At 62.1% G+C, this 25,178-nt stretch carries 18 protein-coding genes; 7 read left to right on the forward strand and 11 right to left on the reverse strand.

All coding sequences use genetic code 11. The features are described from left to right. Positions 1-30: 30 nt before the first annotated feature. Genes LBW87_RS17230 through LBW87_RS17240 form a run of 3 tightly spaced genes read right to left on the reverse strand, consistent with a single transcriptional unit; the run spans position 31 to position 7,071 of the window. Complete coding sequence (locus LBW87_RS17230) at positions 31-2,556, reverse strand: bacteriophage N4 adsorption protein A (protein ID WP_225202695.1); 2,526 nt, start codon at positions 2,554-2,556, stop codon at positions 31-33. Between the two features lie 28 nt (positions 2,557-2,584). Continuing rightward, positions 2,585-4,756 (reverse strand): glycosyl transferase family protein, encoded by a 2,172-nt coding sequence (locus tag LBW87_RS17235; RefSeq protein ID WP_225202696.1) that lies wholly within the window; start codon positions 4,754-4,756, stop codon positions 2,585-2,587. Positions 4,757-4,767: 11 nt separating this feature from the next. Next, positions 4,768-7,071: a cellulose biosynthesis cyclic di-GMP-binding regulatory protein BcsB gene (locus LBW87_RS17240; protein ID WP_225202697.1), complete on the reverse strand. Its 2,304-nt coding sequence runs from the start codon at positions 7,069-7,071 to the stop codon at positions 4,768-4,770. 597 nt (positions 7,072-7,668) lie between these two features. Here LBW87_RS17240 and LBW87_RS17245 point away from each other — a divergent pair. From LBW87_RS17245 to LBW87_RS17255, 3 genes are read left to right on the forward strand one after another with little or no spacing between them, the layout of a single operon-like run. Then, complete coding sequence (locus tag LBW87_RS17245) at positions 7,669-7,893, forward strand: hypothetical protein (protein ID WP_225202698.1); 225 nt, start codon at positions 7,669-7,671, stop codon at positions 7,891-7,893. Positions 7,894-7,918: 25 nt separating this feature from the next. Next, the gene (locus LBW87_RS17250; RefSeq protein WP_225202699.1) at positions 7,919-8,557 is read left to right on the forward strand and encodes an ATP-binding cassette domain-containing protein; all 639 of its coding nucleotides are present in this window, start codon (positions 7,919-7,921) and stop codon (positions 8,555-8,557) included. 44 nt (positions 8,558-8,601) lie between these two features. After that, positions 8,602-9,528 (forward strand): glutaminase, encoded by a 927-nt coding sequence (locus LBW87_RS17255; RefSeq protein ID WP_225202700.1) that lies wholly within the window; start codon positions 8,602-8,604, stop codon positions 9,526-9,528. 191 nt (positions 9,529-9,719) lie between these two features. On the opposite strand, the gene LBW87_RS17260 is transcribed toward LBW87_RS17255, so the two are convergent. Both LBW87_RS17260 and LBW87_RS17265 read right to left on the reverse strand, forming a co-directional pair. After that, the gene (locus LBW87_RS17260; protein ID WP_225202701.1) at positions 9,720-10,754 is read right to left on the reverse strand and encodes a hypothetical protein; all 1,035 of its coding nucleotides are present in this window, start codon (positions 10,752-10,754) and stop codon (positions 9,720-9,722) included. 279 nt (positions 10,755-11,033) lie between these two features. Then, positions 11,034-12,308 carry a DUF445 domain-containing protein gene (locus tag LBW87_RS17265; RefSeq protein WP_225202702.1) on the reverse strand — a complete coding sequence of 425 codons (1,275 nt, stop codon included), beginning with the start codon at positions 12,306-12,308 and terminating at the stop codon, positions 11,034-11,036. Positions 12,309-12,724: 416 nt separating this feature from the next. On the opposite strand from LBW87_RS17265, the gene LBW87_RS17270 reads away from it, so the two are divergent. Together LBW87_RS17270 and LBW87_RS17275 are read left to right on the forward strand one after the other, a co-directional pair. Then, the gene (locus LBW87_RS17270) at positions 12,725-12,988 is read left to right on the forward strand and encodes a helix-turn-helix domain-containing protein (RefSeq protein WP_008119144.1); all 264 of its coding nucleotides are present in this window, start codon (positions 12,725-12,727) and stop codon (positions 12,986-12,988) included. Between the two features lie 30 nt (positions 12,989-13,018). Further along, entirely contained in the window at positions 13,019-13,405 is a 387-nt protein-coding gene (locus tag LBW87_RS17275; RefSeq protein ID WP_225202703.1) for a helix-turn-helix domain-containing protein, read from the forward strand. A gap of 160 nt (positions 13,406-13,565) precedes the next feature. On the opposite strand, the gene gyrB is transcribed toward LBW87_RS17275, so the two are convergent. The 6 genes from gyrB to LBW87_RS17305 all read right to left on the reverse strand — a co-directional run bounded on the left by gyrB (position 13,566) and on the right by LBW87_RS17305 (position 21,823). Then, entirely contained in the window at positions 13,566-16,064 is a 2,499-nt protein-coding gene (gene gyrB, locus LBW87_RS17280) for a DNA topoisomerase (ATP-hydrolyzing) subunit B (protein WP_225202704.1), read from the reverse strand. Positions 16,065-16,190: 126 nt separating this feature from the next. Next, positions 16,191-17,297, reverse strand: coding sequence for a DNA polymerase III subunit beta (gene dnaN / locus LBW87_RS17285; protein WP_225202705.1), 1,107 nt, complete (start codon positions 17,295-17,297; stop codon positions 16,191-16,193). Between the two features lie 661 nt (positions 17,298-17,958). Continuing rightward, positions 17,959-19,362, reverse strand: a complete 1,404-nt coding sequence (dnaA, locus tag LBW87_RS17290; protein ID WP_225202706.1) for a chromosomal replication initiator protein DnaA — start codon at positions 19,360-19,362, stop codon at positions 17,959-17,961. 386 nt (positions 19,363-19,748) lie between these two features. Continuing rightward, complete coding sequence (locus tag LBW87_RS17295) at positions 19,749-20,516, reverse strand: class II glutamine amidotransferase (RefSeq protein ID WP_225202707.1); 768 nt, start codon at positions 20,514-20,516, stop codon at positions 19,749-19,751. A 210-nt stretch (positions 20,517-20,726) separates the two neighbouring features. Beyond that, on the reverse strand, positions 20,727-21,044 hold the full coding sequence (locus LBW87_RS17300; RefSeq protein ID WP_225202708.1) for a hypothetical protein: 318 nt from the start codon (positions 21,042-21,044) through the stop codon (positions 20,727-20,729). 542 nt (positions 21,045-21,586) lie between these two features. Continuing rightward, the gene (locus LBW87_RS17305; RefSeq protein ID WP_225202709.1) at positions 21,587-21,823 is read right to left on the reverse strand and encodes a hypothetical protein; all 237 of its coding nucleotides are present in this window, start codon (positions 21,821-21,823) and stop codon (positions 21,587-21,589) included. Between the two features lie 156 nt (positions 21,824-21,979). Here LBW87_RS17305 and LBW87_RS17310 point away from each other — a divergent pair, with 156 nt between their 5' ends. Both LBW87_RS17310 and LBW87_RS17315 read left to right on the forward strand, forming a co-directional pair. After that, on the forward strand, positions 21,980-22,939 hold the full coding sequence (locus LBW87_RS17310) for a LysR family transcriptional regulator (RefSeq protein WP_008119126.1): 960 nt from the start codon (positions 21,980-21,982) through the stop codon (positions 22,937-22,939). Positions 22,940-23,021: 82 nt separating this feature from the next. Beyond that, a complete protein-coding gene (locus tag LBW87_RS17315) occupies positions 23,022-25,058 on the forward strand; it encodes an AsmA family protein (RefSeq protein WP_225202710.1) in 2,037 nt (678 codons plus the stop codon). Positions 25,059-25,178: the final 120 nt, after the last annotated feature.

Genomic DNA, 25,178 nt, shown 5'->3' on the forward strand with positions numbered 1-25,178 from the left:
ACAAGAAAACCTCACCGAAAATTGATCCGGTCAGTAGGACAGCGTAGTGGTCACGAAGAATCCCTTGGCGCGTTCATCGCCCTGGATCTTGAAGCGGTACTGCAATGACAGGTCGAGCGATGCGCGCGGCGCGTGATAGGTGTCCGCCCGGAACCAGTAGCGCAGGTTGATGCCCGGGCCAAACCCGGTGGCGCTGCGGTTGCTGTTGAGCGAGTTGTAGTCGGTATTGAGGGTCAGGTGCGGAAACGCCACCAGCCCCGGCAGGATGTTGTCCAGCCGCACGCTGCGTCCGGCCTGCAGCGACGCCACGCCGTAGGTCTGGGGGTGTTGCAGGTAGCGACCGGCCTCGGCATACCACTGGGTGGTCCACCACGACGCGCGGTCCGCGCGCAGGTCGGTGCCGATGCCGTCCGAATAAGCCAGTTGCGCCAGCCAGTCGGCCGATGCCTGTGAGCCCAGCGGCACCAGGCGTCCCATCGAGACCACCACGTTCTGGCTGGAAAACGGCTTCCAGCGCGCACCCACGGTGGCTTGCGCAGTCTGCGCGCCGGTGCTGCCGCCGGACTGGTCCTGCAGCGTCTGGAATGCCCGACCGAACACTTCAACCGTGCGGCCATCCATGTAACCGAACGGCCGCCACCAGAGTTCGGCGCCCGCCTGCAGCGTGCTGGCGCGGCTGGATGCCCCCGGGCGTCCACCGTTGCCGGCGCTGGGACCGCCGCCGCTGCGCATGATGGAGGCAGTCGCGCCGACACTGCGGTCGACGCTCGAGATGGCGCGCCGGGTGTCGAAACGCTGCTGGTCAGTGCGCTCGATGCGACCGCCGTCGGCGGCGTCGACGCTGCGTTCGAACCAGGCCAGGGCGCGGCTGTCGTCGCCCTCATGCAGCGCTGCGAAAGCGGCGTCTTCCAGCGCATTGTCGGGCAACTTGCCGGCCACATCGGCGCGACTGAAGGCCGCTTGCGCAGCGTCGCTGTCGCCGGCGCGTTGCGCCAGGTAAGCCATTTGCAGATCATCCAGATCGTCCAGTGCGCCAGCGTCGCGCCCGGCGATGAATTTCTCGCGCGCCTGGCGGCTGCGGCCGGTATTGGCCAGCAAGGTGATCTCGGATGCAAGCGGCAAGCCGCCTGCGTCCAGCGCGGCGCGGTAGTCGGCCCGGGCCTCGGCATTGCGGCCCAGTCGTTCGCGAATGGCGCCACGTCGCGCCAGCATCGGTCCCAACTCGACGGCTTGTTGTGACACGGCGTCGGTGGCCGCCTGTTCGGCCGGGACCCATTGCTCGGCCGCGACCAGCGCATCAAGCTGCAGCGCGCGATAGTCGAGATTGCCGGGCGCCAGTTGCACCGCAGCGCCGGCCGCTTCGGCGGCGCGCGCATAGTCGCGTTCATCCATGGCGCGATAGGCAATCAGTGCCTGGTCGTAACCGCGATCGCGCGGCACGGCGCCCGGCGCCACCAGGCAACCGTCAAGGGCGGCACCCGCGCTGCAATCGAGGCTCGGCACCGGAAACTGTTTGGCACTCAGCGGCGCGGCATCGTCATGCAGCGCCAGGGCGGCGCGTCGATAACGCGTCAGCGCCTGTTGCGCGGCCAGCCGCGTCTGGCGCCACTGCGCCGCCCGCATCTGGTCGCTCATGTCGACGCTATCGTCGTCGAGCAGGTCCAATGCGCGCTGGGGTCGTTGCAACGCCAATTCGGCGTCGGCTTCGAGCAATCTGGCCGGCAATTGTTCGTGGCCGCGTGCCAGCGCACGCGCCTGCGCGAAGTCGGCCATGGCCTCTTGCTCGCGCCCCTGGCGCAGGCGCGCATAGGCGCGCAGCAGCAGCGGCCCGGCGCGATATTCGTCACGGGCGCGCGCCTCATCGGCCACCTGTTCGGCCTGTTGCAACTGTTCGTCGCGCAGCAGCGCCGTGGCCAGCAGCAAGCGATAGGAAATATTCTCGGGCGCGTACTGCACCGCCATCTGCGCTGCCGCGACTTCGCCCGCTGCGTCATTGCGTTGCTGCGCCTGCATCGCCAGCGCGGCCTGCATCGCCGCCATCTCGCGCCGCAATTCCAACTGACGGCGCTGCAATGGCGCGCTGCTGCCCGCCATCTGCTGGCCTTGCGCCAGCGCTTGCTGCGCCTGCTCGTATTGACGGGTCTGGTTCAGCGCATTGCCCAGCAACAGCCAATAGGCATCGTTGCGCGGCGACTTCGCCACCGCCTGGCGCGCCAGCCTGACGGCGTCGTCATGACGACCGGCGGCGGTGGCTCGATAGGCCGCGCTGGCATCGGCATAACCGGCGTCGCGTGAGGCGGCGCCGGCGGCCCGTTGTTCACGTAGTTGGCGCAGTTGTCGACGCAGCTCCGGCGAATCAGGACGCAGCCGGATCGCTTCGCGCAACTGCGCCTGCGCGCGCTGGTAGTCGCCGCGTGCCGACGACGCATAGGCCTGCTGCGCCAGCTGATAGGCCGGACCCGACAGGGGCAGCGGCAACACCTGCGTCTGTGCCTGCGCCAGCGGCGTGGCCAGCCACGCGGCCAGCAGGGTCAGAAAAAGGCGGTGTGGTTTCATCTTCTTGTTCTCATGGGGATGACAGGTTTCAGGCCGGACCGGCGCGACCTTGCGCCAGCAGGCTACGCTGCTGATTCACGGCCTGTTCGATGGCCTCGCGCGAGATCACCGCTTCGTTGACCAGGTAGTCGCCGATGCGGCCATGTCGTTCCGGCCGGTAGCGCGTCATGGCGGCCTCGAATACAGGACGCGACAGCAAGCCGCTGGTGATCAGCAGGTCGCCCAGCAGCGGCACCCGGGCCTCGGTCTGGTCGCGATCGAAGGCATTGCGCTGGCCGCGCAACAGGCGCAGGCCGGCCGCAATCTCGGACTCGCGCGCCACCATCGCGAATGGGGCGCGTCCCAATAGGGTTTCCAGTTCTCCGCGTGCCTGTTCACTCAGGGCGCTGGCCACCGCGATGCGCGCCAGGCCTTCATCGGGGTGGCCGTCGGTGCCAGGGCCGAGATAGAGCGCTCGCAGGCGGGCGCATGCCTCGTCGGGCAACTGGCCGGCATGACGCTCGACCAGCTCACGCGTGAGCGCCACGCGCGGCAGCCGCTCCTGATAGGCCAGCGCCTCGGCCAGGGTTTCTTCATCCAGCCAGCCGTGCGACACCATGACCGATCCCAGCGGCATCTGGGTCCGCCGCTGCTCTTCCAGGGCGCGCGCCAGCGTGCTGTCGTCGACCGCCTGCCAGGTCTTGAGCAGGTCGCCCAGACGCTGGCGCGGGCGGGTGGCCGCGCCTTCGTTGGGAAAATCATGCATGGTCTTGTCCCAGGCCAGGGCGCGGCCCGCGAACAGGTACAACAAGAACAGGCGCCAGGCGCGGGCGACCGCCATGAAGTTGACGAAGTTGGCCACCACCATGCGCGGCAGCGCCATCAGCCCGTGCCGCCATCCATACAGTTGGGTGGTGAAATAAAAACGGTGGCCGGCGCGATTGAGCATGGCCAGCGCATTGAGCAGCAATACCGTGCGCCACCATCCGTCGCCGGCCAGCAGGGGCGGGTAGAACACATCCCACCACTGGAAAGTGGTGGCCGCCGAAAAGATCAGGAACTGCAATGCCAGCACATAGGCCAGCATGCTGACGAAGGCGGTGATGACGCCCTTGCGGTCGTGCAGCAGCAGGTAGCGTTCGGCCAGCGGTCCCTTCCACGCCATCTGTTCCCAGCTTTGCAGGCCGATGCCGATCACCCAGCGCGCCTTCTGGCGATAGGCCTGGCGAAAGCGGTCGGGAAAGTATTCACGTACGGCCAGCGGAATCTCGAGCGTGCTGTCGATGGTGCGCTTGCCGCTGCCGAAGAACCAGGGCTTGCGGCGCACCGTGTACTTGACCGGAAAGCGCGCGAAGATGGTCTGCATGCCCATCTGCGACAGACGCGTGCCGACTTCGTAATCCTCGGTGAGGCTGGCCACGTTGAAGGGTTCGCCGTCGGACTCGGCCATCAGCGCATGCAGCGCGCGGCGCGAGAAGCAAGTGCCCACGCCGGCCGACGGCACCATGCCGGCCACGCTTTCGCGCACCATCATGTCCTTGGCGTGGCTCTCGGCGAATTCGTCCATGTAGGTGCCGGCCACCAGCTCGAACCATTCACGTTCCAGCGAGGCCACCGGCAACTGGATCATGTCCTTGCGGGGCAGCAGGTAGTTGAAGAACTTCAACTCCTGCGGGTGCAGCACGTCTTCGCTGTCGTGCAGCACCACGCCGGCAAACTCGACATCGTGACGCTGCTCGTAGGCGAAAATCGCCTTGACCACCCAGTTCAGGCAGTCGGCCTTGCAGGTGGGGCCGGCGTGCGGCACCTCGACCCGGTGCAATTGCTTGTAGCGCACCCGCATGCGCTCGACTTCTTCGATGGTGCCGGCGTCGTTGACGTAGGTGCCCACGAAGATCTGGTACTGGTGGTAGTCGAGCACCGCCACCATGTCTTCGACCATCTGGGCGATGACGTCGCGCTCCATCCAGGCCGGGACCATGATGGCGATCGGCTGCTCGTCGCGCTGGTGCAGTTGCTCCACCGTCAGGGGCGTACGCACGCGGTCGATGGTGAAGCTGCGGTAGATGCGGCGGGTCCAGTACCAGAGGTCGAAGAACAGATCGTCCAGCGCCGACAGCAGGATCAGGATGGCCACCACGGCAGCGGCAATTTCCAGCGCCGAATAATAATTGGCGAACAGGAAGTTGAGCTGGGCCGTGGCATTGGCAGTGGTAAACATGGCCGTTCCCGTTACTGGTCCCGCTTCTTCTGCTGGAGGCCGGCTTCACGGGCGCGTTCCTGCTCTGCCGCACGACGACGGCGCGCACGGCTGGCCAGCACCAGCATCAGGACGAACAGGGCGATGATGCTCAGCGGCACGACCCACCACAGGATGTCGGGGATGGTGATCGATGGCGCGTCCTGCACGTAGTCCCGACCGCTGGTGTCGCTGGTATTGATCTCGGACAGCAAACCCGCGTTACCGATGGCGGCCACGTTGCCGCTGGACAGCTGGAACGGCTTGGCCACGGCAGGCGCGGACTGGCCGACGCTGCGCCACACCACGCCGTCATGACCGCTCGCCTGCGTCACCTCGACGATGCCGAGCCGGTTGAAGCCGCTCACATCCAGCATCGGCTTGTTGCTACTGTCGTTCAACACCAGCGTGTTCTGCTTGACCACGACCAGGCTCTTGTCGTCCTTGAAGCCGGTGTCGAAGGCCAGGAAGTTGCCGCTCGGCGCGGCCTGGGCGCCATCATCGACCACCTTCATGGTGGTGCGCCCGGCCGGCAGGCCGGTACTGGCCGCGACCATCACGACCCGCTGCAACGTCGCCGCCGAATCGCTCAGATAGGCCTTGGGCACCAGCAACTCGGCGCCGGTGGCGAAGCGTCGCACCATGCCCGTGAAGTTGGCTTCATCCTTGGCCTTATCAAGCTTGATGTGGCTCGATGCCAGTACGGCGACCGGGAACGATTGCGGCGTCTCGCGGCAATTGTCGCTCGATGGCTGGCGCACGAAGGCCACTTTTATCTGGTTCTGCGCGGCCAATGCGTTGGGCGGAATCCGGGCATTGATGCGTTCGCGCTGGCCATTGGCCTGCAGATGCGAGGCGCCCAGCAAGACGTCGTTGAGAAATACCGAGACCACCGGCGGCGTGCGTCCCGCACCGGGTGCGGCCGACACGTCGAGCACCAGCTCGGAGGGCAGGCGACCGTCGCTGGCCACTTCGGCGATGTCGAACGAGGCGGTCCAGTCGGCGCGACTCATCACATCGAAACTACCTGGCGCGCCCCCCAGGTTCTTGAGCAGGATGTACGGCTCTTGCGACACCGGTTTATGGGCGGCGCGCGCCACCAGTGCGGGCGAACCGCTGATGTTGCGCCAGTAGGCGTCGAACATGCTGGCAAAGGCGGCGCCGGATTGCGGACCGGCCAGAATCACCGGTCGCCCGAAAGCCGACACCAGTCGCAGCTCGCTCGGTTGCAGGCCGTCAGCGCGGGGCTGCAGGCGCGTGCGCCACTGGGCGAAGGCGGCCGCGGCATCGGATGCGCTGGCGCCGACCTGCGCGGCCAGCGCGTCGAGCGCGCCGTTGATGCTGTCGAGCAGGGCCTTGTCGCCCACCAGGATGTCACCCCGCAACTGGCCATCGAAACCGTTCTGGCCCAGCGACAGCAACGCGCCGATTTCGGCCTGGTCCTTGAGCACGTGGGTACCTTCGCCAGAGAGCGCGGCGAAGGCCGGGATGGCGCGCAACGCCGCCGGCACCTTCAGGCGCGACAGGTCGATACGATCCCCCACCACCGGCATGGTCGAGACCGTGCTGTGCTTGCCGGCCCGTTCCAGCGCCACGCCGATGCGCCATGCGGTGTCATACGACTGCGCATCGAGCTGGCGGCCGGCGACCATGATCGCGGTCACTGCCGGCAAGGCGCCCCATGCGGTGCGCAGATCGCCGACGGCGCGGCTGTCATAGCGATAGCTGAAACTGGAGCCGGGTTCGACCCGCAGCACGTTGCCCGGAGTGCGCGGGTCGGAACACTGGGTCTGGCCCGACAGCATCGTGCTCCAGTTCACCGACAGGCGCACGAAGCCATTGGCGCGCGGCGCGCCGTCGATGCCCAGCGTCAGGCCGGCATTGCCCTGGTCGGCGGTCATGGCGCGCGCGGCCACCGGAAAGGTATCGACCGCCAGCACCATGGTGGTCCGGCCACCGTCGGCGCGCAGGTAGCTGGCATCCATCTTCAGTGCGGCGTCGGCCAGCGGCACATTGGCCGGCACCGGCAGATAGATTTCGCGGCTGCTGTCGTTCGACGCCAGCACCAAGGGGGTAGTGAAGCCGAGCGTTGACAGCGTCTCGCGCCGTTCGATCCAGTTGTCATCATTGAGCTGATGGAATGCAGCGGCGGCACCGCCTGCGGGGGGCGCCGCGCGCGCAGCGGCAGGCGCCAGCAGCGCAAGGCACAAGGGCAGCAACGAGGCAATGCGGCTGGCGCGGACCAGCGCGGCGCGGCGCGGAACGGGCAGAGCGAAGTGGGGGCGATGCGAGATCATGGTGTCCTGTCACGAAAGAGCGGCCTTCCAGCCGGCACTCGGGCGCAGGCTGCCGCCGGCAATCGTGGCGCGGCGGTGGCTTGTTAGTCTTGGATTCTTTGTGATGCGCAATTTTTCTTGAACAGCACGGCAGTGGCTTTGTACTCTTCAGTGCTGCTTCTTTACGACTTAGTAGCGTCACACTTGGTTGCACAGGCTGCACGTTGTTACGACAACAACTGGAGTTTTGATAACGTGCGATGCGGAGGGAGAAGGTGCAAATCTAAGCGAGTGCCGTCGAAAAGCGGCTGCTCAAAAAACAGGCACTATTTCGGCGCCGATGCCGGCCATGACAGGAACTACGCCCGTATCAGCGCGCAAGATCGGGAACAGCGGTACGGATTCGATAGCGAGCGCGACATCACCGGCGAGCCGGCAGACGCTACCCCGCGCCAAGATGTATCAAAATGTTACCCATTTAGTCGTGCTCGTTTCCTGCATGCAACGTCGCGATATATGGCGACATCTTTTATAATCATCGGCAGGAGACAACCATCGCGAATGCCGTGCAGCGCACGCCGCATCCGGCAAGTATCGCGAGCAACCACAGGCATCGCCATGGCACTATATTTCAAGAACAAGCGACGCAAGACCTTCCTCGGCGCGCCGGTCGGCTGGCCGCTGATGTGCGTGATGGTGCTCGACCTGTTCATTGCCGGCTTGATGATCCTGTCGGACCACGACTGGGCCGGCCTGGTGCTGCTGTATCCCCCGACCGCACTGGCCATCGCCATGATTGCCGACTCCCGCAAGGACAAGCCGCTGGCGCATCCGCCGCGTTGATCGTCGCACCTATCGGCTCCCGGACATGCATGTTTCTGCAGATCTGCCAGGCGCGCTGAGCCTGAGCAACATTGAATTCGGCTTTCCCGGACACACACTGTTCGACGGCTTTTCGGCCGTGCTGACGCCAGGCGTGAACCTGGTTCGCGGCGGCGATGGCCGCGGCAAGACTTCGCTGCTGCAATTGATGGCCGGGCAATTGCCGGCACGCTCCGGCACGCTGGAATTGAACGGCGTGCGGCTGGACCTGGACAGCGCCGCCTATCGGCGCCAGGTGTTCTATATCGACCCGCGCACCGAGGCCTACGACCAGGCCACGCCACCCGAGGTATTTGCCGAACTGCAGGCGCGCCATCCTTCTTTCGACCAGTCCTGCATCGCCGCGCTGTGCGAGGGCCTATCGCTGACGCCCCATCTCGAAAAGAAACTCTTCATGCTGTCGACCGGCAGCAAGCGCAAGGTCTACCTGGCAGCGGCCCTGGCCGCCGGCGCCGCCCTGACCCTGCTCGACGATCCGTTTGCCAGCCTCGATCGCGCTTCGATCAATTTCGTCAGTGCTGCGCTCGCAGCGCAAGCCGCCAACCCCAGGCAGATCTGGGCGGTGGCGATGTACGAGACGCCGGCCGACATCACGCTCGCCACTACGATCGATCTCGGGGATTGAGTTAGTGGCATGATGTGCTCCTTCTCAACCGATGGACGCCCGCCATGACCACTGTCACCGATTTCACGCCGATGCTGCAGCAGGTGCTTGAAGAGGTTCGCCCGCTCACGCTGCAGGGCAAGGTGGCCGACTATATTCCCGAGCTCGGGCATGTCGATCGCAACAAGCTCGGTATTGCGCTGTACCTGCCCGATGGCGGCGTCTTCTGCGCCGGCGACGCGCACGAGCGTTTCTCGATACAGAGTATTTCGAAGGTCTTCACCCTGATCATGGCTTACCGGCGGCTGGGCGACGCGCTGTGGCAGCGGGTGGGGCGGGAGCCATCGGGTACGCCATTCAATTCGTTGATCCAGCTCGAGACCGACCTGGGCATCCCGCGCAATCCCTTCATCAATGCCGGTGCGCTGGTGGTGAGCGATATCCTGTGCAGCCAGTACGTCAACGCGCACTTGTCGATTCTTGAATTCATCCGCCAGATCAGCGGCGTGGACGATATCAATTTCAATACCCGGGTGGCGCGCTCGGAAGCCCAGCATGGCTACCGCAATGCGGCGATGGCCAATTTCATCAAGAGCTTCGGCAACCTGAAGGCGCCGGTCGATGATGTGTTGCAGACCTATTTCCGCCAATGCTCGATCGAGATGAGCTGCGCCGAACTGGTTCGTGCGGCGCAACTACTGGTGCATTACGGCACCACGCCCGACGTGAGCGAGACCTTGCTCACGCCCAGCGAGGTACGACGGGTGACGTCCATCATGCTCACCTGCGGCACCTACGACGCTGCCGGCGACTTTGCGTTTCGCATCGGCCTGCCGGCCAAGAGCGGCGTCGGCGGCGGCATCCTGGCAGTGGTGCCGGGCCGCATGGCGCTATGCGTCTGGTCGCCTGCGCTGGACTATCACGGTAACTCGCTGGCCGGCGGCAGGGCGCTCGAACTGTTTTCGGCGCGCTCTGGATTTTCGGTTTTCTGAGCGATTCCCTCGTACAAAAAAAAGCGCCGTGGCTAGCCACGGCGCAAGAACCTCACGAAGGATGGTAGAGCAATTGCAGGGTACCGCTGTAGATCGGTGCAGCGTTAGCTTAGAACACCAGAATCAGCAGCAGGATAAGTGGGATAGGTACTCCCAGCAGCCAGAGCAGGATCGCAGGCATGATGGTCTCCTCAGTTGTTGACGACGGGTTGGGACGGTGCCACGGCACGTGGTGCGGCAAAGTCGGGAAGATCACGGCGACGACCGCCATAGGTGGCCGAGAAGCTGGCGATGAAGGCGCCGCACAGCAGCGACAGGAACATCCACAGCGAACCGTAGGCAGCGGCCTTGCGGGCAGCGTCAGCTGCTTCGCGGGCCTTCACCGCGGCATCGTCGACAGACTTCTTGTAGGCGGCAAACGTGTCATTGACGCGCTTTTCGGCATCGGCCTGGCTCAGCCCGGTGCGACGTGCCACCACCTGGCCGACATAGGCGCGGTCGGCATCGGTCAGTGCGCCATTGCTCAATGCATAGGTGAAGATGCGCGCCACTTCAAGGCGTTGCGCCGGGCTGGTGCCGTCACGACCTTCATCCGGTCCGCGCGTCGCTGGCAGCGCCAGCGGAGCAGCATCGGCGGTGGGTGCTGGCGCGCCGCCCGGGGCAGCCGGTGCGGTAGCGTTAGGTGCCCGGAACAGGCCATCGATGAAGTAACCCGAAGCGGTGTCGGCGATATTGCTGTTGCTGCCGGCGGCACCCGCTGCGGCCACGCCAGCGCCACCGACGGCTGCGACTGCAGCACCGGTGGCACGCACACCGCCCGAGATGACGCTGGTGATGGCGGTGCCCAGTACGGCGGCGGTGACCAGGGTAGCGACCGACCATGCCAGGAAGCCGTGGGCGGTATCGCGGAAATAGACTTCGCGGGTATGCACCCCAGCCCACTTCACACGCAGGCGACCCGCGAGGTAGCCACCGATGGCAGACGCCGCGAGTTGAGTGAAGACCAGCCAGATCGCGCCGGAGATGCCGATGGTCTTGGCCGACAGGCCTTCACCCGACCAGGGCGATACCGACGAAAATCCCAGGCCGAAGCCGAGGATCAATAGAATGAACGAGAGCGCGGCCGCACCGGCGGCGCCACCCAGTACCGCGCCCCAGGAAACACCTGATCCGGTCAATGCGGCTGATTCGCCGACGCTCTCGTTATATACGACGTGATTATTCATGTTGCCTCCTCAGTGTCCAATAAGCATCACGCCCGGCACGATCAATGATCGCCACCAGGCTCGCGTCGACTCGCTTGATCCGTTTGTTTTTCACTGCAAGGATTGTTAGTTCTGGCTACGCCACCAGGGGCAGCGTGCGCGATCATCACGGTTCGAATCGACAGGCAGAATTTACGGCGGCGGCGCTTCCTCATCCATAGGACGATGGCGGGAAATTTCGTAGGACAGAAGGCAGCTATGTGCCACCAGGAGCGGTAAAGGACGCGTCCGCCTGCAGCCTCAGCGGTGCACGATCCATTGCAGCGCCAGCGTGGCGCCAAACAATGCTGCGCCGATCAGCGCGCCGACGATGGTCCCGTTGATGCGAATGTACTGCAGGTCACGCCCGATATTGAGTTCTACCTGATGCGCCAGCTCGACCGCATCCCAATTCTTGACGGTCTCACTGATGTGGCGAGTGAGCAGTTGGGTCATCTCCGGGCCGAGGGCACCGATCGCCTGCTCCAGGCGTGTGTTGAGCGTGGCGCGCAACAGCGGGTCATCTTGCAGCGCCTGCCCGATCCAGCGGGCAGCGCCACTGGCCTTGGCGTGCAATGCCGAATCGGGCTGCGCCAGATCGCGCTGCAGCCAGCTGCGGATATTTCCCCACAGGCCGGACAGATAGGTGCTGACGGCTTCGCCCTCGAGCAGTTCACGCTTGATCTGCTCGCCCCGCGCCTGCAGCACGGGGTCGTGCTTGAGTTGCTCGATGAAGTCGGCGAGTTGCGCGTCGAAAGCCCGGCGCAGAGCATGGTCAGGATCGTTTGCAATGCCGGTGAGCAGCTTGTCGATGATCGCCGCCAGGGTGTCGGCGGACTTCTCGCCGATCCAGCTCGACGGCAACAGCTTCTCGATCTTCGGATATTCCTGGCGCAGCCATTCGATCATGTGCTCGGCGATGAAGGCGCGGGTGGATTCTCGATTGAGCAGGGCGGCTACCTGGCCGATGGCCTGGTCCAGCAGTTCCTGATGACGCCCGTCGCGGGTCAGCACATCAAGGATCGCGCCCAGCGAGCGCGACAGGTCGACCCGGTCGAATGCGGCGTGCATGGCTTCGCGCGCAAAACGCTGGATGGCGCGATCATCGGCCATATCGAGCACCTGGGCCAGGGCGGCGCAGATATAACTGCCCAGTTGCCGCGCATGAGATGGATCCGCCAGCCAGTCGGCGACCAGCCGTGCCGGATCGTGGCGCTTGATCAGCGTAGCCAGCGCTTGCGGATTGAGAAATTTTTCTTCGACGAACACCGCCAGGTTATCGGCGATGCGGTCCTTGTTGCGCGCGATGACGGCGGTATGCGACGACAGCAGCGGAATCGGAATGCGGCGGAACAGGGCGCTCACCGCAAACCAGTCTGCCAGGGCGCCCACCATCGCCGCCTCGGCCATGGCGCGCAGCAGATCACTCCATAGCATGCGCGGCGCAAGTGAAGCAGCGATGAAAACCACTGCGGCGCCGATCAGCCAGGACAGTGCGAGCAACTTGGCACGACGCAGGGCAAGTGTCTTATCCATGATCCTGGGTGAAATAAAAAGATGGGCGGCATCGGCATTCTTGTATTCGTCGATGATAGCCCTAGTAGTAACCATCAGGCACAACTCGCGATCCGCTGGGCGTAGGGTCGATGCGTTTTGATAGTTATGGCATGGAGCAGTTCCAGCCGCCGATCACCGACGCCCACCCGCCAGAATGCTGTCAGGGACTAGAGTAGGTCGCGCAAGTTGGCAATCGCAGCGACACGATCGGCGGTTGATGACTACGTCGCGCAGGCGCTCCCGGTTGACAAGTCGGGTGCGCGGAACGTCGCACATCGACAACTTTCGAACCACTAACCAATTTCAGCTGGAATGTAAAAAATGTCGCTTATAGTAGTGAGTCGACCAAGTTTAGCTGGTGGACCGTCATCGCAAGACATCGGATTCTTTGAGCGATGAAAAAGACGAAACCATTGCTTAGCTCTCGCGAAATATTTGGACTCAACGTTCGAAAAGCGCGCAGATTAAAAGAAATCTCCCAGGAAGAACTTGCCTTCAGGGCTGATATCAGTCGTACTTACCTCAGCGAAGTCGAGCGCGGTGAACGCAACATCTCCGTCAACAACATGGAAGCGCTCGCCATCGCCCTGGATCTCACCCTTCCCGATCTGCTCAACCCCACGTTGTTTTCAGTTGCGGCAAATATCGCGTTGGACTGAGTCGATCAACACTCATTCTTCCTGACGGCCATGACCAATATCGATTTCTTCTATCCCGATCTTCGCGCGCATGAGTTCATCATGCTGTGTGTCGAAGAGGCTGCCAACGGACGCAAGTCCCGCGGCGGCGACTACATCATCGACAACCCTGTCGACGATACGCCATCCGATCCCAGCAAGCCCAGCGCCCGCCAGATATTCGGCGACAACGTGCGCAAGGCGCGACGCCTGCAAGACCTCACTCAACGCGAGCTCGCCGCCCGCGCCGGTTTAAGTTGCAAGTATCTCAGTGAGCTCGAGCGAGGCCGCCCGAACTTCTCCATCCATCATATGGAAACGCTGGGAGAAGCCCTTGGCATCAACGTCGGCGATCTGTGCGACCAGCAGCTTTTTACAGCGCTGGTGAGTGAACGTTGATGTATAGAGTACCGTTGCAGTACCCCGTCTGCGGTGCTTGCCCAACTACCGATGACATAAAAAAGCCAACTCCTCAGAGTTGGCTTTTTCGTTTGCTCCATGGCAGTTCAACGGTTCAGAAAATCACCGGTGATTTAGCCAATGGTGGGTGTCGAACGCATCAAACATCAATATTGCCAGCCTGCAGCGCATTGCTCTCGATGAAGGCGCGACGTGGTTCGACGTCGTCGCCCATCAAGGTCATGAAGATCTGGTCGGCGGCGATCGCATCTTCGATCTGCACCTTCAGCAGGCGGCGCACGGTCGGGTCCATCGTGGTTTCCCACAGCTGTTCCGGGTTCATTTCACCCAGTCCCTTGTAGCGCTGCTTGTTGACGCCGCGTTCGGCTTCGTCGCACAACCAGTTCATGGCCTGGCGGAAGTCGATGATGGCCGATTCCTTGCGCTTGTCGCCGTTGCCGCGCGCGACCGTGGCGCCTTTGCGGATCAAACCCTTGAAGGTTTGTGCCGCATGCGACAACACCTGATAGTCAGGGCCTGACACGAAGTCGGCATCGATCACCGTGGACTTGATGTTGCCGTGCTGGCGACGACGGATATGCAGCGCCAGCTTTTCGGACAGATCGTCCTGCTTGGCCACCACTTCGATGCTCGGATTGTTAATGGCACGCGTCAATTCGATGGCAGTTGCTTCAGCCTGTTGCAGGTTGTCCAGCTGCAGCACCACGCCGCCGTTCATGATGGCGCTCAGGGCCGCTTCGTCGATGGCACGTGTCAGGCGCATGATGATCGCGTTGGCCGTATTGTATTGGCGCGCCAGTTCGACCAGGGCGTCGCCCGAGATCGGGGCGGCGTCTTCTGCCGGCTTGATCTCGGCGTCGTTGAGCGCGATCTGCATCATGTATTGCGCTTCCTCGATATCGTCCTTCAGGTAGCGCTCGTCCTTGCCAGCCTTGACCTTGTACAGCGGCGGCTGGGCGATGTAGATGTGGCCACGCTCGACCAGTTGCGGCATCTGACGATAGAACAGGGTCAGCAGCAGTGTGCGGATGTGGGCGCCGTCGACGTCCGCATCGGTCATGATGATGATGCGGTGGTAGCGCAGCTTGTCGGCATTGAATTCGTCCACGCCGATGCTGGTGCCCAGGGTCGCGATGAGGGTCGTGATCTGCTCGGACGACAGCATCTTTTCGAAGCGGGCCTTCTCGACGTTAAGCACCTTGCCGCGCAGCGGCAGGATCGCCTGGAACTTGCGGTCGCGACCTTGCTTGGCCGAGCCGCCCGCGGAGTCACCCTCGACGATGTACAGCTCGCACAAGGCAGGATCGCGTTCCTGGCAGTCGGCCAACTTGGACGACAGGCCCAGGCCATCCATGACGCCCTTGCGTCGTGTCAGCTCACGCGCCTTGCGCGCAGCTTCGCGGGCACGGGCGGCTTCGACGATCTTGCCGCAGATGATCTTGGCGTCGTTCGGCTTTTCCATCAGGTAGTCGGTCAGCGTCTTGGCGACGATTTCCTCGACCGGACCACGGACTTCGGACGACACCAGCTTGTCCTTGGTCTGCGAGCTGAACTTCGGTTCCGGCACCTTCACCGACAACACGCAGGTCAAGCCTTCGCGCATGTCGTCACCCGACACCTCGACCTTGGCCTTCTTGGCGAAATCGTGTTCTTCGATGTACTTGTTGATGACGCGCGTCATCGCCGCGCGCAGGCCGGTCAGGTGGCTGCCGCCGTCGCGCTGCGGAATGTTGTTGGTGAAGCACAGCACCTGCTCGTTGAAGGCATCGTTCCACTGCATCGAGACGTCCACCGAGATATTGGTGCCGTGGTCGGACATCCGCTCGCCGGTGGCCTGGAACACGGTGGGGTGCAGCACGTTCTTGTTCTTGTTGATGTATTCGACGAAGCCTCGGGTACCGCCCTCGAAGGCGAACAACTCTTCCTTGCCGGTGCGCTGGTCGGACAGCTTGATGTTCACGCCGTTGTTGAGGAAGGACAGTTCGCGGATGCGCTTGGCCAGGATCTCGTAGTGGAACTCGACGTGGGTGAAGATTTCTTCGTCGGCCCAGAAGTGCACTTCGGTGCCGCGCTTGTCGGTATCGCCCACGACCTTGATCGGGGACACGGCAACGCCGTCCACGGTCTCGAGCTCGCGGTTCTGCACGATACCCTTAGCGAACTCCATCGCATGCACATGACCGTCGCGACGGATGGTCAGCTTGAGCAGCTTCGACAACGCATTCACGCACGACACACCCACGCCGTGCAGGCCGCCCGACACCTTGTACGAGTTCTGGTCGAACTTGCCGCCGGCGTGCAGTTCGGTCATGACGATCTCGGCCGCCGAACGCTTGGGTTCGTGCTTGTCATCCATTTTCAGGCCGGTCGGAATGCCGCGGCCGTTGTCGGTGATCGAGATCGAATTGTCGGCGTGGATGGTGACGTGGATCTCAGTGCAGTAGCCGGCCAACGATTCATCGATCGAGTTGTCCAGCACTTCGAACACCAGGTGATGCAGGCCGGTGCCATCAGAAGTGTCGCCAATGTACATGCCGGGGCGCTTGCGGACCGCTTCCAGCCCTTCCAGAATCTGGATGGACGAGGCGCCGTAACTTTGTTGCGCGGAATTGGTGTTGTCTGCTGGGCTGGAGGACATGGTTACCTTCTGAATGAGCTAGCCGAACGACTAGGAGACTGCAAAAAACGGTGAAAAACGGAATTCTTAAAAGCGACCGAGGGGCCGTATCGAACGGCCCCTCGGTCGCTTGCAGACGCTGTCGCGTCAAATACGCATCGGCATGACGACGTACTTGAAGTCGGCGTTGTCAGGGATGGTGATCAAGGCCTGGGAGTTGGAATCGCCCAGTGCAATGTGCACGTAGTCGTGCTTCAGGTTGTTGAGCACGTCGAGCAGGTAGCTGACGTTGAAGCCGATGTCGACACTGTCGCCACCGTAGTCGATCTCGAGTTCTTCGACCGCTTCTTCCTGATCGGCATTGGTGGAGCTGATCTTCAGGCTGCCGGGTGCTACCACCCAACGCACGCCCTTGAACTTGTCGCTGGTCATGATCGCAGCGCGCTGCAGCGAACGCAGCAGCTGTTCGCGACTGATCGTGAAACCGTTCTTGTAGCCGCTTGGAATGACGCGGGTGTAGTCGGGGAACTTGCCCTCGACCAGCTTGGAGATCAACTCGATGTCGCCGAAGGTCAGCTTGACTTGGTTGTTGGCGATCTCCAGCTTGACCTCGTCGTCGCTGTCGTCGAGCAGACGCTGCAATTCGAGAATGGTCTTGCGCGGGATGATCACTTCTTGGCGCGGGAATTCGGCCTCGGTCACCACCTGGCAGAACGCCAGACGGTGGCCGTCGGTGGCGACTGCGATCACGTTCTTGCCCTCGACCACCAGCAGCAGGCCGTTCAGGTAGTAACGGATATCCTGCTGCGCCATGGCGAAGTGGACCATGTTGAACAGGTGCTTCAGGGTCTTCTGCGGCAGGCTCACCTGGGCGTTGTAGTGCTCCGCCTCTTTCATGATCGGGAATTCTTCGGCGGCCAGCGTCTGCAACGCAAAGCGCGATTTGCCCGATTGCACGGTCAGACGCTTGTTGGACAGCGAAATCGATACTTCGCCCGAATCCGGCAGCGCACGCAGGATATCGAGCAACTTGCGGGCCGCCACGGTGATCTTGGCGGCATCGCTGCCAGCGCCCACTTCGGCGTGCGTGGTGATCTGCACTTCGATGTCGGTCGACAGGAATGAGACTTGCTCGCCTTCCTTGCTGATGAGGATATTGGCCAGAATCGGCATGGTGTGCCGACGCTCGACAATACCGCTCACAATCTGCAGGGGGCGCAGGAGCGTGTCTCTTTGGGTTTTAACCAATTGCATATCTGTGTGTCCTTGCTAATAGTGGTTCAAAGGATGCTGTTGGCTGCTTCCAGCTTCTCGCTTACACCAGTGCCGCGCGTGCCCTCCCTGCGATGAAGTGGTGGATCGCACCGTCGTTTTTCGCCTGCCAGCAGCGCTCCCTGCTGCGGAGCGCCGGAGCCCTGGCATCCGGGCCCGGTTACCGCAGGTGTCCGGGCCGCCGTCGCTACGGCGTTGCAAATAGCGTTGACGATCAGCGTCCGCTTGATGCATTTGGCAAAACATTAGGAACAATTGAATCAAATTTCACCGAAGATGGCAGATTTTTTTCGAATTTTCCTTGATGCCCCACTGGGCTCACCTTGCCCGAAGAAACGGCTGTGAGATCCGGCGAAATATCGTCTTACATTGTACCAATCATCCCCCCTTCGAGGGAGCTTTCAGGCCGCTGAACGTGCGTGAAATTTACGGTTTTTGGAGGCGGAACAATCACCAGGCAACCATTACCAACTATCTCTTTTGTTGCACATCGAAAACATATCTGGGGCAAGTTGCTGTGGATAAGTTGGGCCCACTCGCGAAAATAGTCATTCTTTTAACGAAAAATGCCGCAGGGCATGACACCCTGCGGCATTCCGCGAAAAAAACTTATCCACAAGCTGGTGCCATCGCTATCAGCGGCCTAGCCCTTGAGTGTTTGCTCAAGCACATGCAATTCGTGATTGCACTCGGGGCTCTTGGCCCGGTCGGCGGCGATCTTGCGGACCGCATGCAGGACGGTGGTGTGGTCGCGCCCGCCGAAGAGGTCGCCGATCTCGGGCAGGCTCTTCTGCGTCAGCTCCTTGGCCAGGTACATCGCGATCTGGCGTGGACGCGCGATGTTGGCAGGGCGCTTCTTCGAGTACATGTCGGCGACCTTCATGTTGAAGAAGTCGGCCACCGTTTTCTGGATGTTCTCGACGGAAATCTGGCGATTCTGCACCGACAGCAAATCCTTCAGCGCTTCCTTGACCACGTCGATGGTGATGTCCTTGCCGTGGAAGCGCGAGTACGCCAGGATCTTGCGCAAGGCGCCTTCGAGCTCGCGCACGTTGGAGCGCAGGTGCTTGCCGACAAAGAAGGCAACATCATCGGACAGCACGACATCTTCGGCGGCCGCTTTCTTCATCAGGATCGCCACCCGCATCTCGAGCTCGGGCGGTTCGATGGCGACCGTCAGCCCCGAGTCGAAGCGCGAGATCAGGCGGTCATCCATCCCGGTGATTTCCTTGGGATAGGTATCGCTGGTGATGATGATCTGCTTCTTGGCCGCGATCAGTGCCTCGAAGGCGTAGAAGAACTCTTCCTGGGTCCGGCTCTTGCCGCCGAAGAACTGGATGTCATCGATCAGCAGCAGGTCCAGCGAGTGATAGTAGCGCTTGAAATCATCGAAGCCCTTGCGCTGATAGGCGGTCACCACGTCGCGCACATATTGCTCGGCGTGGATATAGCGGATCTTGGCGCCAGGATTATCGATCAGCACCTGATTGCCGATGGCGTGGATGATGTGGGTCTTACCCAGACCGACGCCGCCATACAGGAATAGCGGGTTGTACGACACGCCCGGGTTGTTGGCCACCTGGGTCGCTGCTGCGCGGGCCAGCTGGTTGGCCTTACCGGTCACCAGGTTGTCGAAGGTCAGCACTGGATTGATGCGTGACTGCTCCTGGCGGGGCGCAACAGCGCGCACCGGCTCCGGATCCAGATGCATCTGTTCATGCGTGGGCAAACCCAGGCCGCTGGCGCCGTTGCCGTTGTTGGGTGCCGCCTGCGGGGCATTGCTGGTAGTACGGCGAGCCTGGTTGCCACGCGGATCGAGCACGAACAGCACTTCGATCGGCTGCTCCCAGTAGTCGCTGGCCAATGCGGTGATGCGGTTGGCGAACTGCGCCTTGACCCAGTCCAGCTTGAATCGGTTGGGCGCGGCAATGCGCAATTGACCATCGTCGTAGTCGAGCGGAATCAATGGCTTGATCCAGGCGCTGTATTGCTGCGGAGTCAGTTCATGCTCGAGCTTGGTCGTGCATGTCTGCCAGAAATTTTCCATGGCGTTCTATCGAGGGTGGCGCGCGCGCAGTGTGGACAACAATGACCAGGCCTGGCGCAAACGAAGGGGGGCATTTTACCTCGCCCGGGCCAAGTTATCCACAGGACAGCCAGTTCATTTTCGACTCCCGGCCATCATATCCACAGGCCAACAGGCAGCGCCGCTGGCAGCGGTTGTGGACAACTCAGGCACTCCGGCAGGTTCACGGGGACAGAGTCATTATGCGCAGACGCGCCACTCCCCTGGTTACCCACAGATTTTTTTGTAACAGAGAGAATGCGAGGCCATTCAGGCGCGTCATCACGTCGCGCTGTGGATAAAAGAAGCCGGTCGCCGTCCGTCTCTGTGGACAACAACAACGGCGGGGACAGAAGGCTGCCTATGAATTAGGCGGCCACCATGCCATCGACGAATACCTTCATCTCGCCCGGCTGATATTGGGTCCAGACTTCGTTGTTGGTCAGTGGCTGGGTGACGATCACCGCGACCCGGTCATTGACGGTGGTGACCTGGGCGAAATCCACCGACAGGTCTTCGTCGGACAGCCGCGCCGTGGCGAACGGGTGCTGGCGGATGATGTAGTACAGATTGGTCGAGCAGTGGGTCAACAGCGCCGAGCCATCTGAAAGCAACATATTGAAGGTGCCGTGACTGGCGATGAAGTCGACGATTTCCCGCAAGGCCAACCGCAGGTCGGCCAGCAGCGGCAGCTCGGACCCGAAACGCTTGCGCAGTTGCTGCAGGATGTAGCAGAACGCCAGTTCGCTGTCGGTGGTGCCCACCGGGTGGAACGGCCCGTCCAGTTCCGGCGTGAAGTTCTTCAGGTCGCCATTGTGGGCAAACACCCAGTAGCGGCCCCAGAGCTCACGCACGAAAGGGTGGCAGTTGGCCAGCGCCACACGTCCTTGCGTGGCCTTGCGGATATGGGCAATGACGTGCTGCGACTTGATCGGATAGTGCTTGATCAATTGCGCCACCGGCGAATCCACCGCCGCCTGGTGGTCGACAAAGGTGCGCACGCCTGCGCCTTCGAAGAAGGCGATGCCCCAACCGTCGCTGTGGTGATCGGTCAGTCCCCCACGGGTAGCGAAACCGGTAAAGCTGAAGACGATATCGGTCGGCGTGTTGCAATTCATCCCGAGGAGCTGGCACATGATGTCTGATGCGTGAAGAGGTTTTGCCAAAACGGCAAAGTTACCATGAGAGCGCCCGTAACTTCGATGACAAAAGGCAATGCAGAAAAAAAAAGCCCCACAGCTTTTGGCTGCGGGGCTAATCCTTCCTAAAGAGGGAGGAGGAGACACGGTACGTACTGCAAATTCGGTCCAGCTAATTCAGAACAACCACCAGGCGCGTTCAGCGAATCAATCGCGGGCAGCCATGGTGCGCAGTTCTGCAGCAAAATTCGGTTGGGTCGCGCTATATTCGTTGGCCATGCGATCGAGCATGCGCTTGCCGCTGAAGCGATGCGCCAGAATACGTTGCTCAAGCGACTTGCGCGGCTTGACCATGATCACGACCGCTTGCGCCACGCCCAGCAACAAGGGCTTGAACACCATCAGCAAGGTCACCAGTGCACCCAAACCCAATGCCGGACGCAGGTACGCGCTGGCGGCGGCGATCAACGTCTGCGCGACTGGAATCGCGGTCTCGACGGGAAAGGCCAGGGTCAGGAAGGACATGATATTTCTACCTCTGATAATGCGCTGTGTGACGTTCAAATTTGTTCTGCTGCGTCGCAGTATAGGTTGGGCGAATTTGTATGACCACTTTAGAGTTCTCATAACTGATATAGGCTATGTGAATATGACGTGGGATTCGCCTGAAACTGCATCAGCCGCCGCGCGCATGCGCACCTGTCAGCTGCGGGGGATCGATCGACCTCCACCCTGAATTCGTTTGGTGTTGTTTTTTCGCTGCAGGCGGTTCAAACCGCCATCGCTTGTCACGGGACGAAAAAAAACCCCACAGGCTGAGCCTGTGGGGTTAATCCTTCCTAAAGAGGGAGGAGGAGACAACGGATCGGTGTCCAGACGCGTGGATCGAATCAGCGTCAACACAAGCGCCGTACGCGCCGAACAACCGAAATCCTTTACACCAGGCAAACAGGCCGTTTGAGCCTGCCGCCAAATTGCACGCGATGGCGCGCAACTGGTAAAACTTGAATCCTGTACGACTTCTGCGAAACTGTCGGGGTCATCGCGGCCAGGTGCCGCGACCTCGATCAGCCGCGCGAAGCGATGAAGCGCAGTTCAGCAGCCAGGTTAGGCTGGGTGGCTTCGAACTTGTCAGCCATGCGGTTCAGTTGCTTGGTGCCTTGCGAGCGCTCTTGCTCAGCAGCAACCAATGCCACGGCTTGCAGTTCGTGCGCCTTGACGAAGTGAATGAAGATGCTACGCAGGACAGCTGCCAGCTTGCTCTTGAAGGTGGTAGGGGCTGCGGTTTGAGCGATGGTGTTCATGATTCGATCCTTTACGTTGTGTGTTATGTTGCATTGCAGTGTAGAGAACTCGAATTGAGATGACCAATTTCCTTTTCGGATATCAGTTATATAATTCGTGAATAGCTACCCTCCCGCCGATCCGGCGCCTGACCTCTGCCTGCAAAGGCCCGCCCTATGAGCTTTCTGACCCTGGACCTGAACCTGCTGCGTGTATTCGATGCAGTGATGACCGAGCAGAACCTGACGCGTGCGGCCAATTTGCTGGCCATGACGCAACCAGCTGTCTCCAATGCGCTACGCCGCCTGCGCGATACGCTCAATGACGATCTGGTCATTCGCACCGCCCATGGCGTCAAGCCGACCCCGCGCGCCGAAGAATTGTGGCCGACCGTGCGTCGCACCCTGTCCGAACTGGAAGCGGTGATCGCGCCGGAGAGCTTTGATATCGCACGCGCCCAGATCACTTTCCGCATGGCGATGGTAGATGCCACGGCTGCCCTGTGGCTGCCGTCGCTGGTGCGCACCATCATGCGCGACGCCCCGGGCATCAAGGTGCGCATGATGCCGCTGACCACCCGTGATCCGCGGGCCATGTTGTTGCGCGGCGACATCGACCTGGCGGTCGGCTTCTTTCCCGGGGTAACGGCCCAGTTGGCCGACGGCCAGGGCATGGCCAAGAGCCAGATCAGCCATGCCCGGCTCTATACCGGCCAATACGTGTGCGTGATGCACAAGGGCCATCCGCTGGCCGGCCAGCCCCTGACGCTGGACACCTATTGCGCCGCCGATCACCTGCTGGTGAGCCTGTCGGGCAAGCCACATGCGGTCATCGACGATGTGCTGGCGGGCATGAACCGCGAGCGCAAGATCCTGTTGACGGTCAACCAGTTCTTCACCGCCGGGCGCATCGTGGCCAGTTCGGAATTGATCACCGTGCTGCCGCGCCATCTGGTCGCGGCCACCGGCATGGCCGAGGCGCTGGTGGTCAAGGAGCTGCCCTTCCAGACGCCGGAAGAACACGTCGACATGCTGTGGCACGAGCGCGATGCCCGCAACCCGGCGCATAAATGGCTGCGCGCCCACCTGAGTGCAACGACGCACGACGAATTCGGTCGTATCAACATGAAGCGCTAGTTGCCGCACCAGACGGTCTGACGACAGATCGGACATGGCCGCCGCAGCGGGCGCATGTCGATCACCATTCGTCGGACTGTCCATGTCACGTACCGCAAAAATAACACTGGGCGCGCTTGCCGCCGTCCTCCTGGCCGTCGTTGCGACGGTCATCTTCATCCTCACCTTCGACTGGAACCGCGCCCGCCCCTGGATCAACCAGCGGGTCAGCGAGTCGATCGGGCGCGAGTTCGCCATCGAGGGCGACCTGTCCCTGCACTGGCAACGCCCCGACGCCGGCACGCCGGCCTCATCGGCCTGGGGCCGCTGGATCCCCTGGCCAAGACTGCAAGCCCAGAACATCCGCATCGCAAACCCGGCCGCCTTCACTCCCGCTGCGGCCACGGCCACCATCCGGCAAATCACCTTTACCCTCAATCCCTTGCCGCTGCTGGCCCGCGATATCTCGGTGCCAACGCTGGAGATCGAGCAGCCCGATGTGGCGCTGGTGCGTAACAAGGACAACAGCAACAACTGGACCTTCAAGAGCAGCGACAGCCCCTCTACCTGGCAGCTCAAGCTGGGGCGCCTGATCCTGCGCCAGGGCAAGTTGTCACTGGTCGACGCGGTCCAGAAGATCGACATCAAGGCCGAAGTCGATACGCTCGATCCAGAGCGGGAAAAAGTCTATGGCCTGGGCTGGAGCGTGAAGGGCTCGTTCAACGGTGCGCCGGTGTCCGGCCGTGGCCGCGCCGGCGGCGTGTTGTCGCTGCAGGACCAGCAGCAACCCTATCCCCTGCAAGCCGAGGTCAAGGTCGGAAAATCCAGCATCGGCGTGCGCGGCACGCTGACCAAGCCAGCCGAACTGGCGGCACTCGACCTGCGCCTGTCGTTGTCGGGGGCCAGCATGGGTAATCTCTATCCGCTGACGGGCGTGTTACTGCCCGAAACGCCGCCGTTCGCCACCGAAGGGCATCTGATCGGCAAGATCGACGCCCATTACAGCGAGTGGACCTATGAGCAGTTCACCGGCAAGGTCGGCGCCAGCGACCTGGGCGGCACCTTGCACTACCGTACCGGCGGCGAGCGCCCCCGGCTGACGGGCGAGCTGGTATCGAATGTGCTGCGCTTCGACGACCTGGCGCCGATCATCGGCGCCGACTCCAACGCCGAAAAGGCGCAGCGTGGCGCCGAAGAGCGCCAGCCGGGCAATCGGGTACTGCCGGTCAAGCCGTTCAGCACCGAGGCCTGGGGCGCGCTCGATGCCGACGTCAAACTGACCGGCAAGCGCATCGTCAAGCAAAAGGATCTGCCGATCACCGACTTGCAGGCGCATCTGATCCTGAAGGAAAAGGTGCTATCGCTCGACCCGCTCAATTTCGGCGTGGCCGGCGGCCAGTTGCGCTCGACCATCCGGCTCGATGGCCAGCAGGCGCAGTTGAAATCCGATATGCAGCTGTCGGCGCGCCGGCTCAAGATCCAGAAGCTCTATCCCGCACTGGACGCATCGCGCACCAGCTTTGGCGAGATCAACGGTGACGCGCGCCTCAGCGCCACCGGCAATTCGGTCGCGGCCATGCTGGGTTCCTCGAATGGCCAGGTCAAGATGCTGGTCAATCAGGGCGCCATCAGCAAGTTGCTGCTGGAACAGATGGGACTCAATGTGGGCAATATCGTGCTCAGCAAGCTGTTCGGCGACAAGGAGGTCAAGCTCAATTGCCTGGCCGCCGATCTGCCTGTGGACAAGGGCATCCTGACGGCCCGCACCTTCGTGCTGGATACCGAAGATGCCCTGGTCAATGTCGACGGCACGGTCAACATGAAGGACGAGAAACTGGGGCTGACCATCCATCCTCGCAGCAAGGGCCTGCGCATCATTTCGCTACGCTCGCCGTTGTATGTCTCGGGAACCTTCAAGGATCCGGATGTGGGTGTGGACAAGGGCATTCTTGCATTGCGGGCTGGCGGCGCGGTGGCGCTGGCCTTCCTGGCGCCGGTGGCGGCGATCCTGCCGCTGGTCAATATCGACGGTGAACAGAAAGCCGACTGCGGCGGTTTGCTGGAGGAGGCAAAAAAGGCGCCCGTCGCGCCTCCGCCTGGCAAGTCCCGTGCATCGACGAAAGTTACGCCTAAAAAATAGGCAGACAGATAATTGTTATAAAAACCATATGCGGCCGGGGGATAACTTTCCGGCCGTTGGTGTTTTCAGGCATCACGTCAAGCCGTTTCTTGCAAACCCTGATGATGCCCTGGACGCTGC

Origin of the sequence: Herbaspirillum sp. alder98 (assembly GCF_020179755.1) — a bacterium.
In the GTDB taxonomy this organism is placed as follows: Bacteria; Pseudomonadota; Gammaproteobacteria; order Burkholderiales; family Burkholderiaceae_D; genus Herbaspirillum.

Bases quoted from the DNA above. Each gene is read 5' to 3' on its own strand.
- dnaN (WP_225202705.1), bottom strand. From the start codon at position 17,297: ATGCAATTGGTTAAAACCCAAAGAGACACGCTCCTGCGCCCCCTGCAG.
- LBW87_RS17300 (WP_225202708.1), bottom strand. From the start codon at position 21,044: ATGTCCTTCCTGACCCTGGCCTTTCCCGTCGAGACCGCGATTCCAGTC.
- LBW87_RS17245 (WP_225202698.1), top strand. From the start codon at position 7,669: ATGGCACTATATTTCAAGAACAAGCGACGCAAGACCTTCCTCGGCGCG.
- LBW87_RS17250 (WP_225202699.1), top strand. From the start codon at position 7,919: ATGCATGTTTCTGCAGATCTGCCAGGCGCGCTGAGCCTGAGCAACATT.
- LBW87_RS17310 (WP_008119126.1), top strand. From the start codon at position 21,980: ATGAGCTTTCTGACCCTGGACCTGAACCTGCTGCGTGTATTCGATGCA.
- LBW87_RS17240 (WP_225202697.1), bottom strand. From the start codon at position 7,071: ATGATCTCGCATCGCCCCCACTTCGCTCTGCCCGTTCCGCGCCGCGCC.
- dnaA (WP_225202706.1), bottom strand. From the start codon at position 19,362: ATGGAAAATTTCTGGCAGACATGCACGACCAAGCTCGAGCATGAACTG.
- LBW87_RS17295 (WP_225202707.1), bottom strand. From the start codon at position 20,516: ATGTGCCAGCTCCTCGGGATGAATTGCAACACGCCGACCGATATCGTC.
- LBW87_RS17230 (WP_225202695.1), bottom strand. From the start codon at position 2,556: ATGAAACCACACCGCCTTTTTCTGACCCTGCTGGCCGCGTGGCTGGCC.
- LBW87_RS17275 (WP_225202703.1), top strand. From the start codon at position 13,019: ATGACCAATATCGATTTCTTCTATCCCGATCTTCGCGCGCATGAGTTC.
- LBW87_RS17260 (WP_225202701.1), bottom strand. From the start codon at position 10,754: ATGAATAATCACGTCGTATATAACGAGAGCGTCGGCGAATCAGCCGCA.
- LBW87_RS17265 (WP_225202702.1), bottom strand. From the start codon at position 12,308: ATGGATAAGACACTTGCCCTGCGTCGTGCCAAGTTGCTCGCACTGTCC.
- LBW87_RS17235 (WP_225202696.1), bottom strand. From the start codon at position 4,756: ATGTTTACCACTGCCAATGCCACGGCCCAGCTCAACTTCCTGTTCGCC.
- LBW87_RS17305 (WP_225202709.1), bottom strand. From the start codon at position 21,823: ATGAACACCATCGCTCAAACCGCAGCCCCTACCACCTTCAAGAGCAAG.
- LBW87_RS17255 (WP_225202700.1), top strand. From the start codon at position 8,602: ATGACCACTGTCACCGATTTCACGCCGATGCTGCAGCAGGTGCTTGAA.
- gyrB (WP_225202704.1), bottom strand. From the start codon at position 16,064: ATGTCCTCCAGCCCAGCAGACAACACCAATTCCGCGCAACAAAGTTAC.
- LBW87_RS17315 (WP_225202710.1), top strand. From the start codon at position 23,022: ATGTCACGTACCGCAAAAATAACACTGGGCGCGCTTGCCGCCGTCCTC.
- LBW87_RS17270 (WP_008119144.1), top strand. From the start codon at position 12,725: ATGAAAAAGACGAAACCATTGCTTAGCTCTCGCGAAATATTTGGACTC.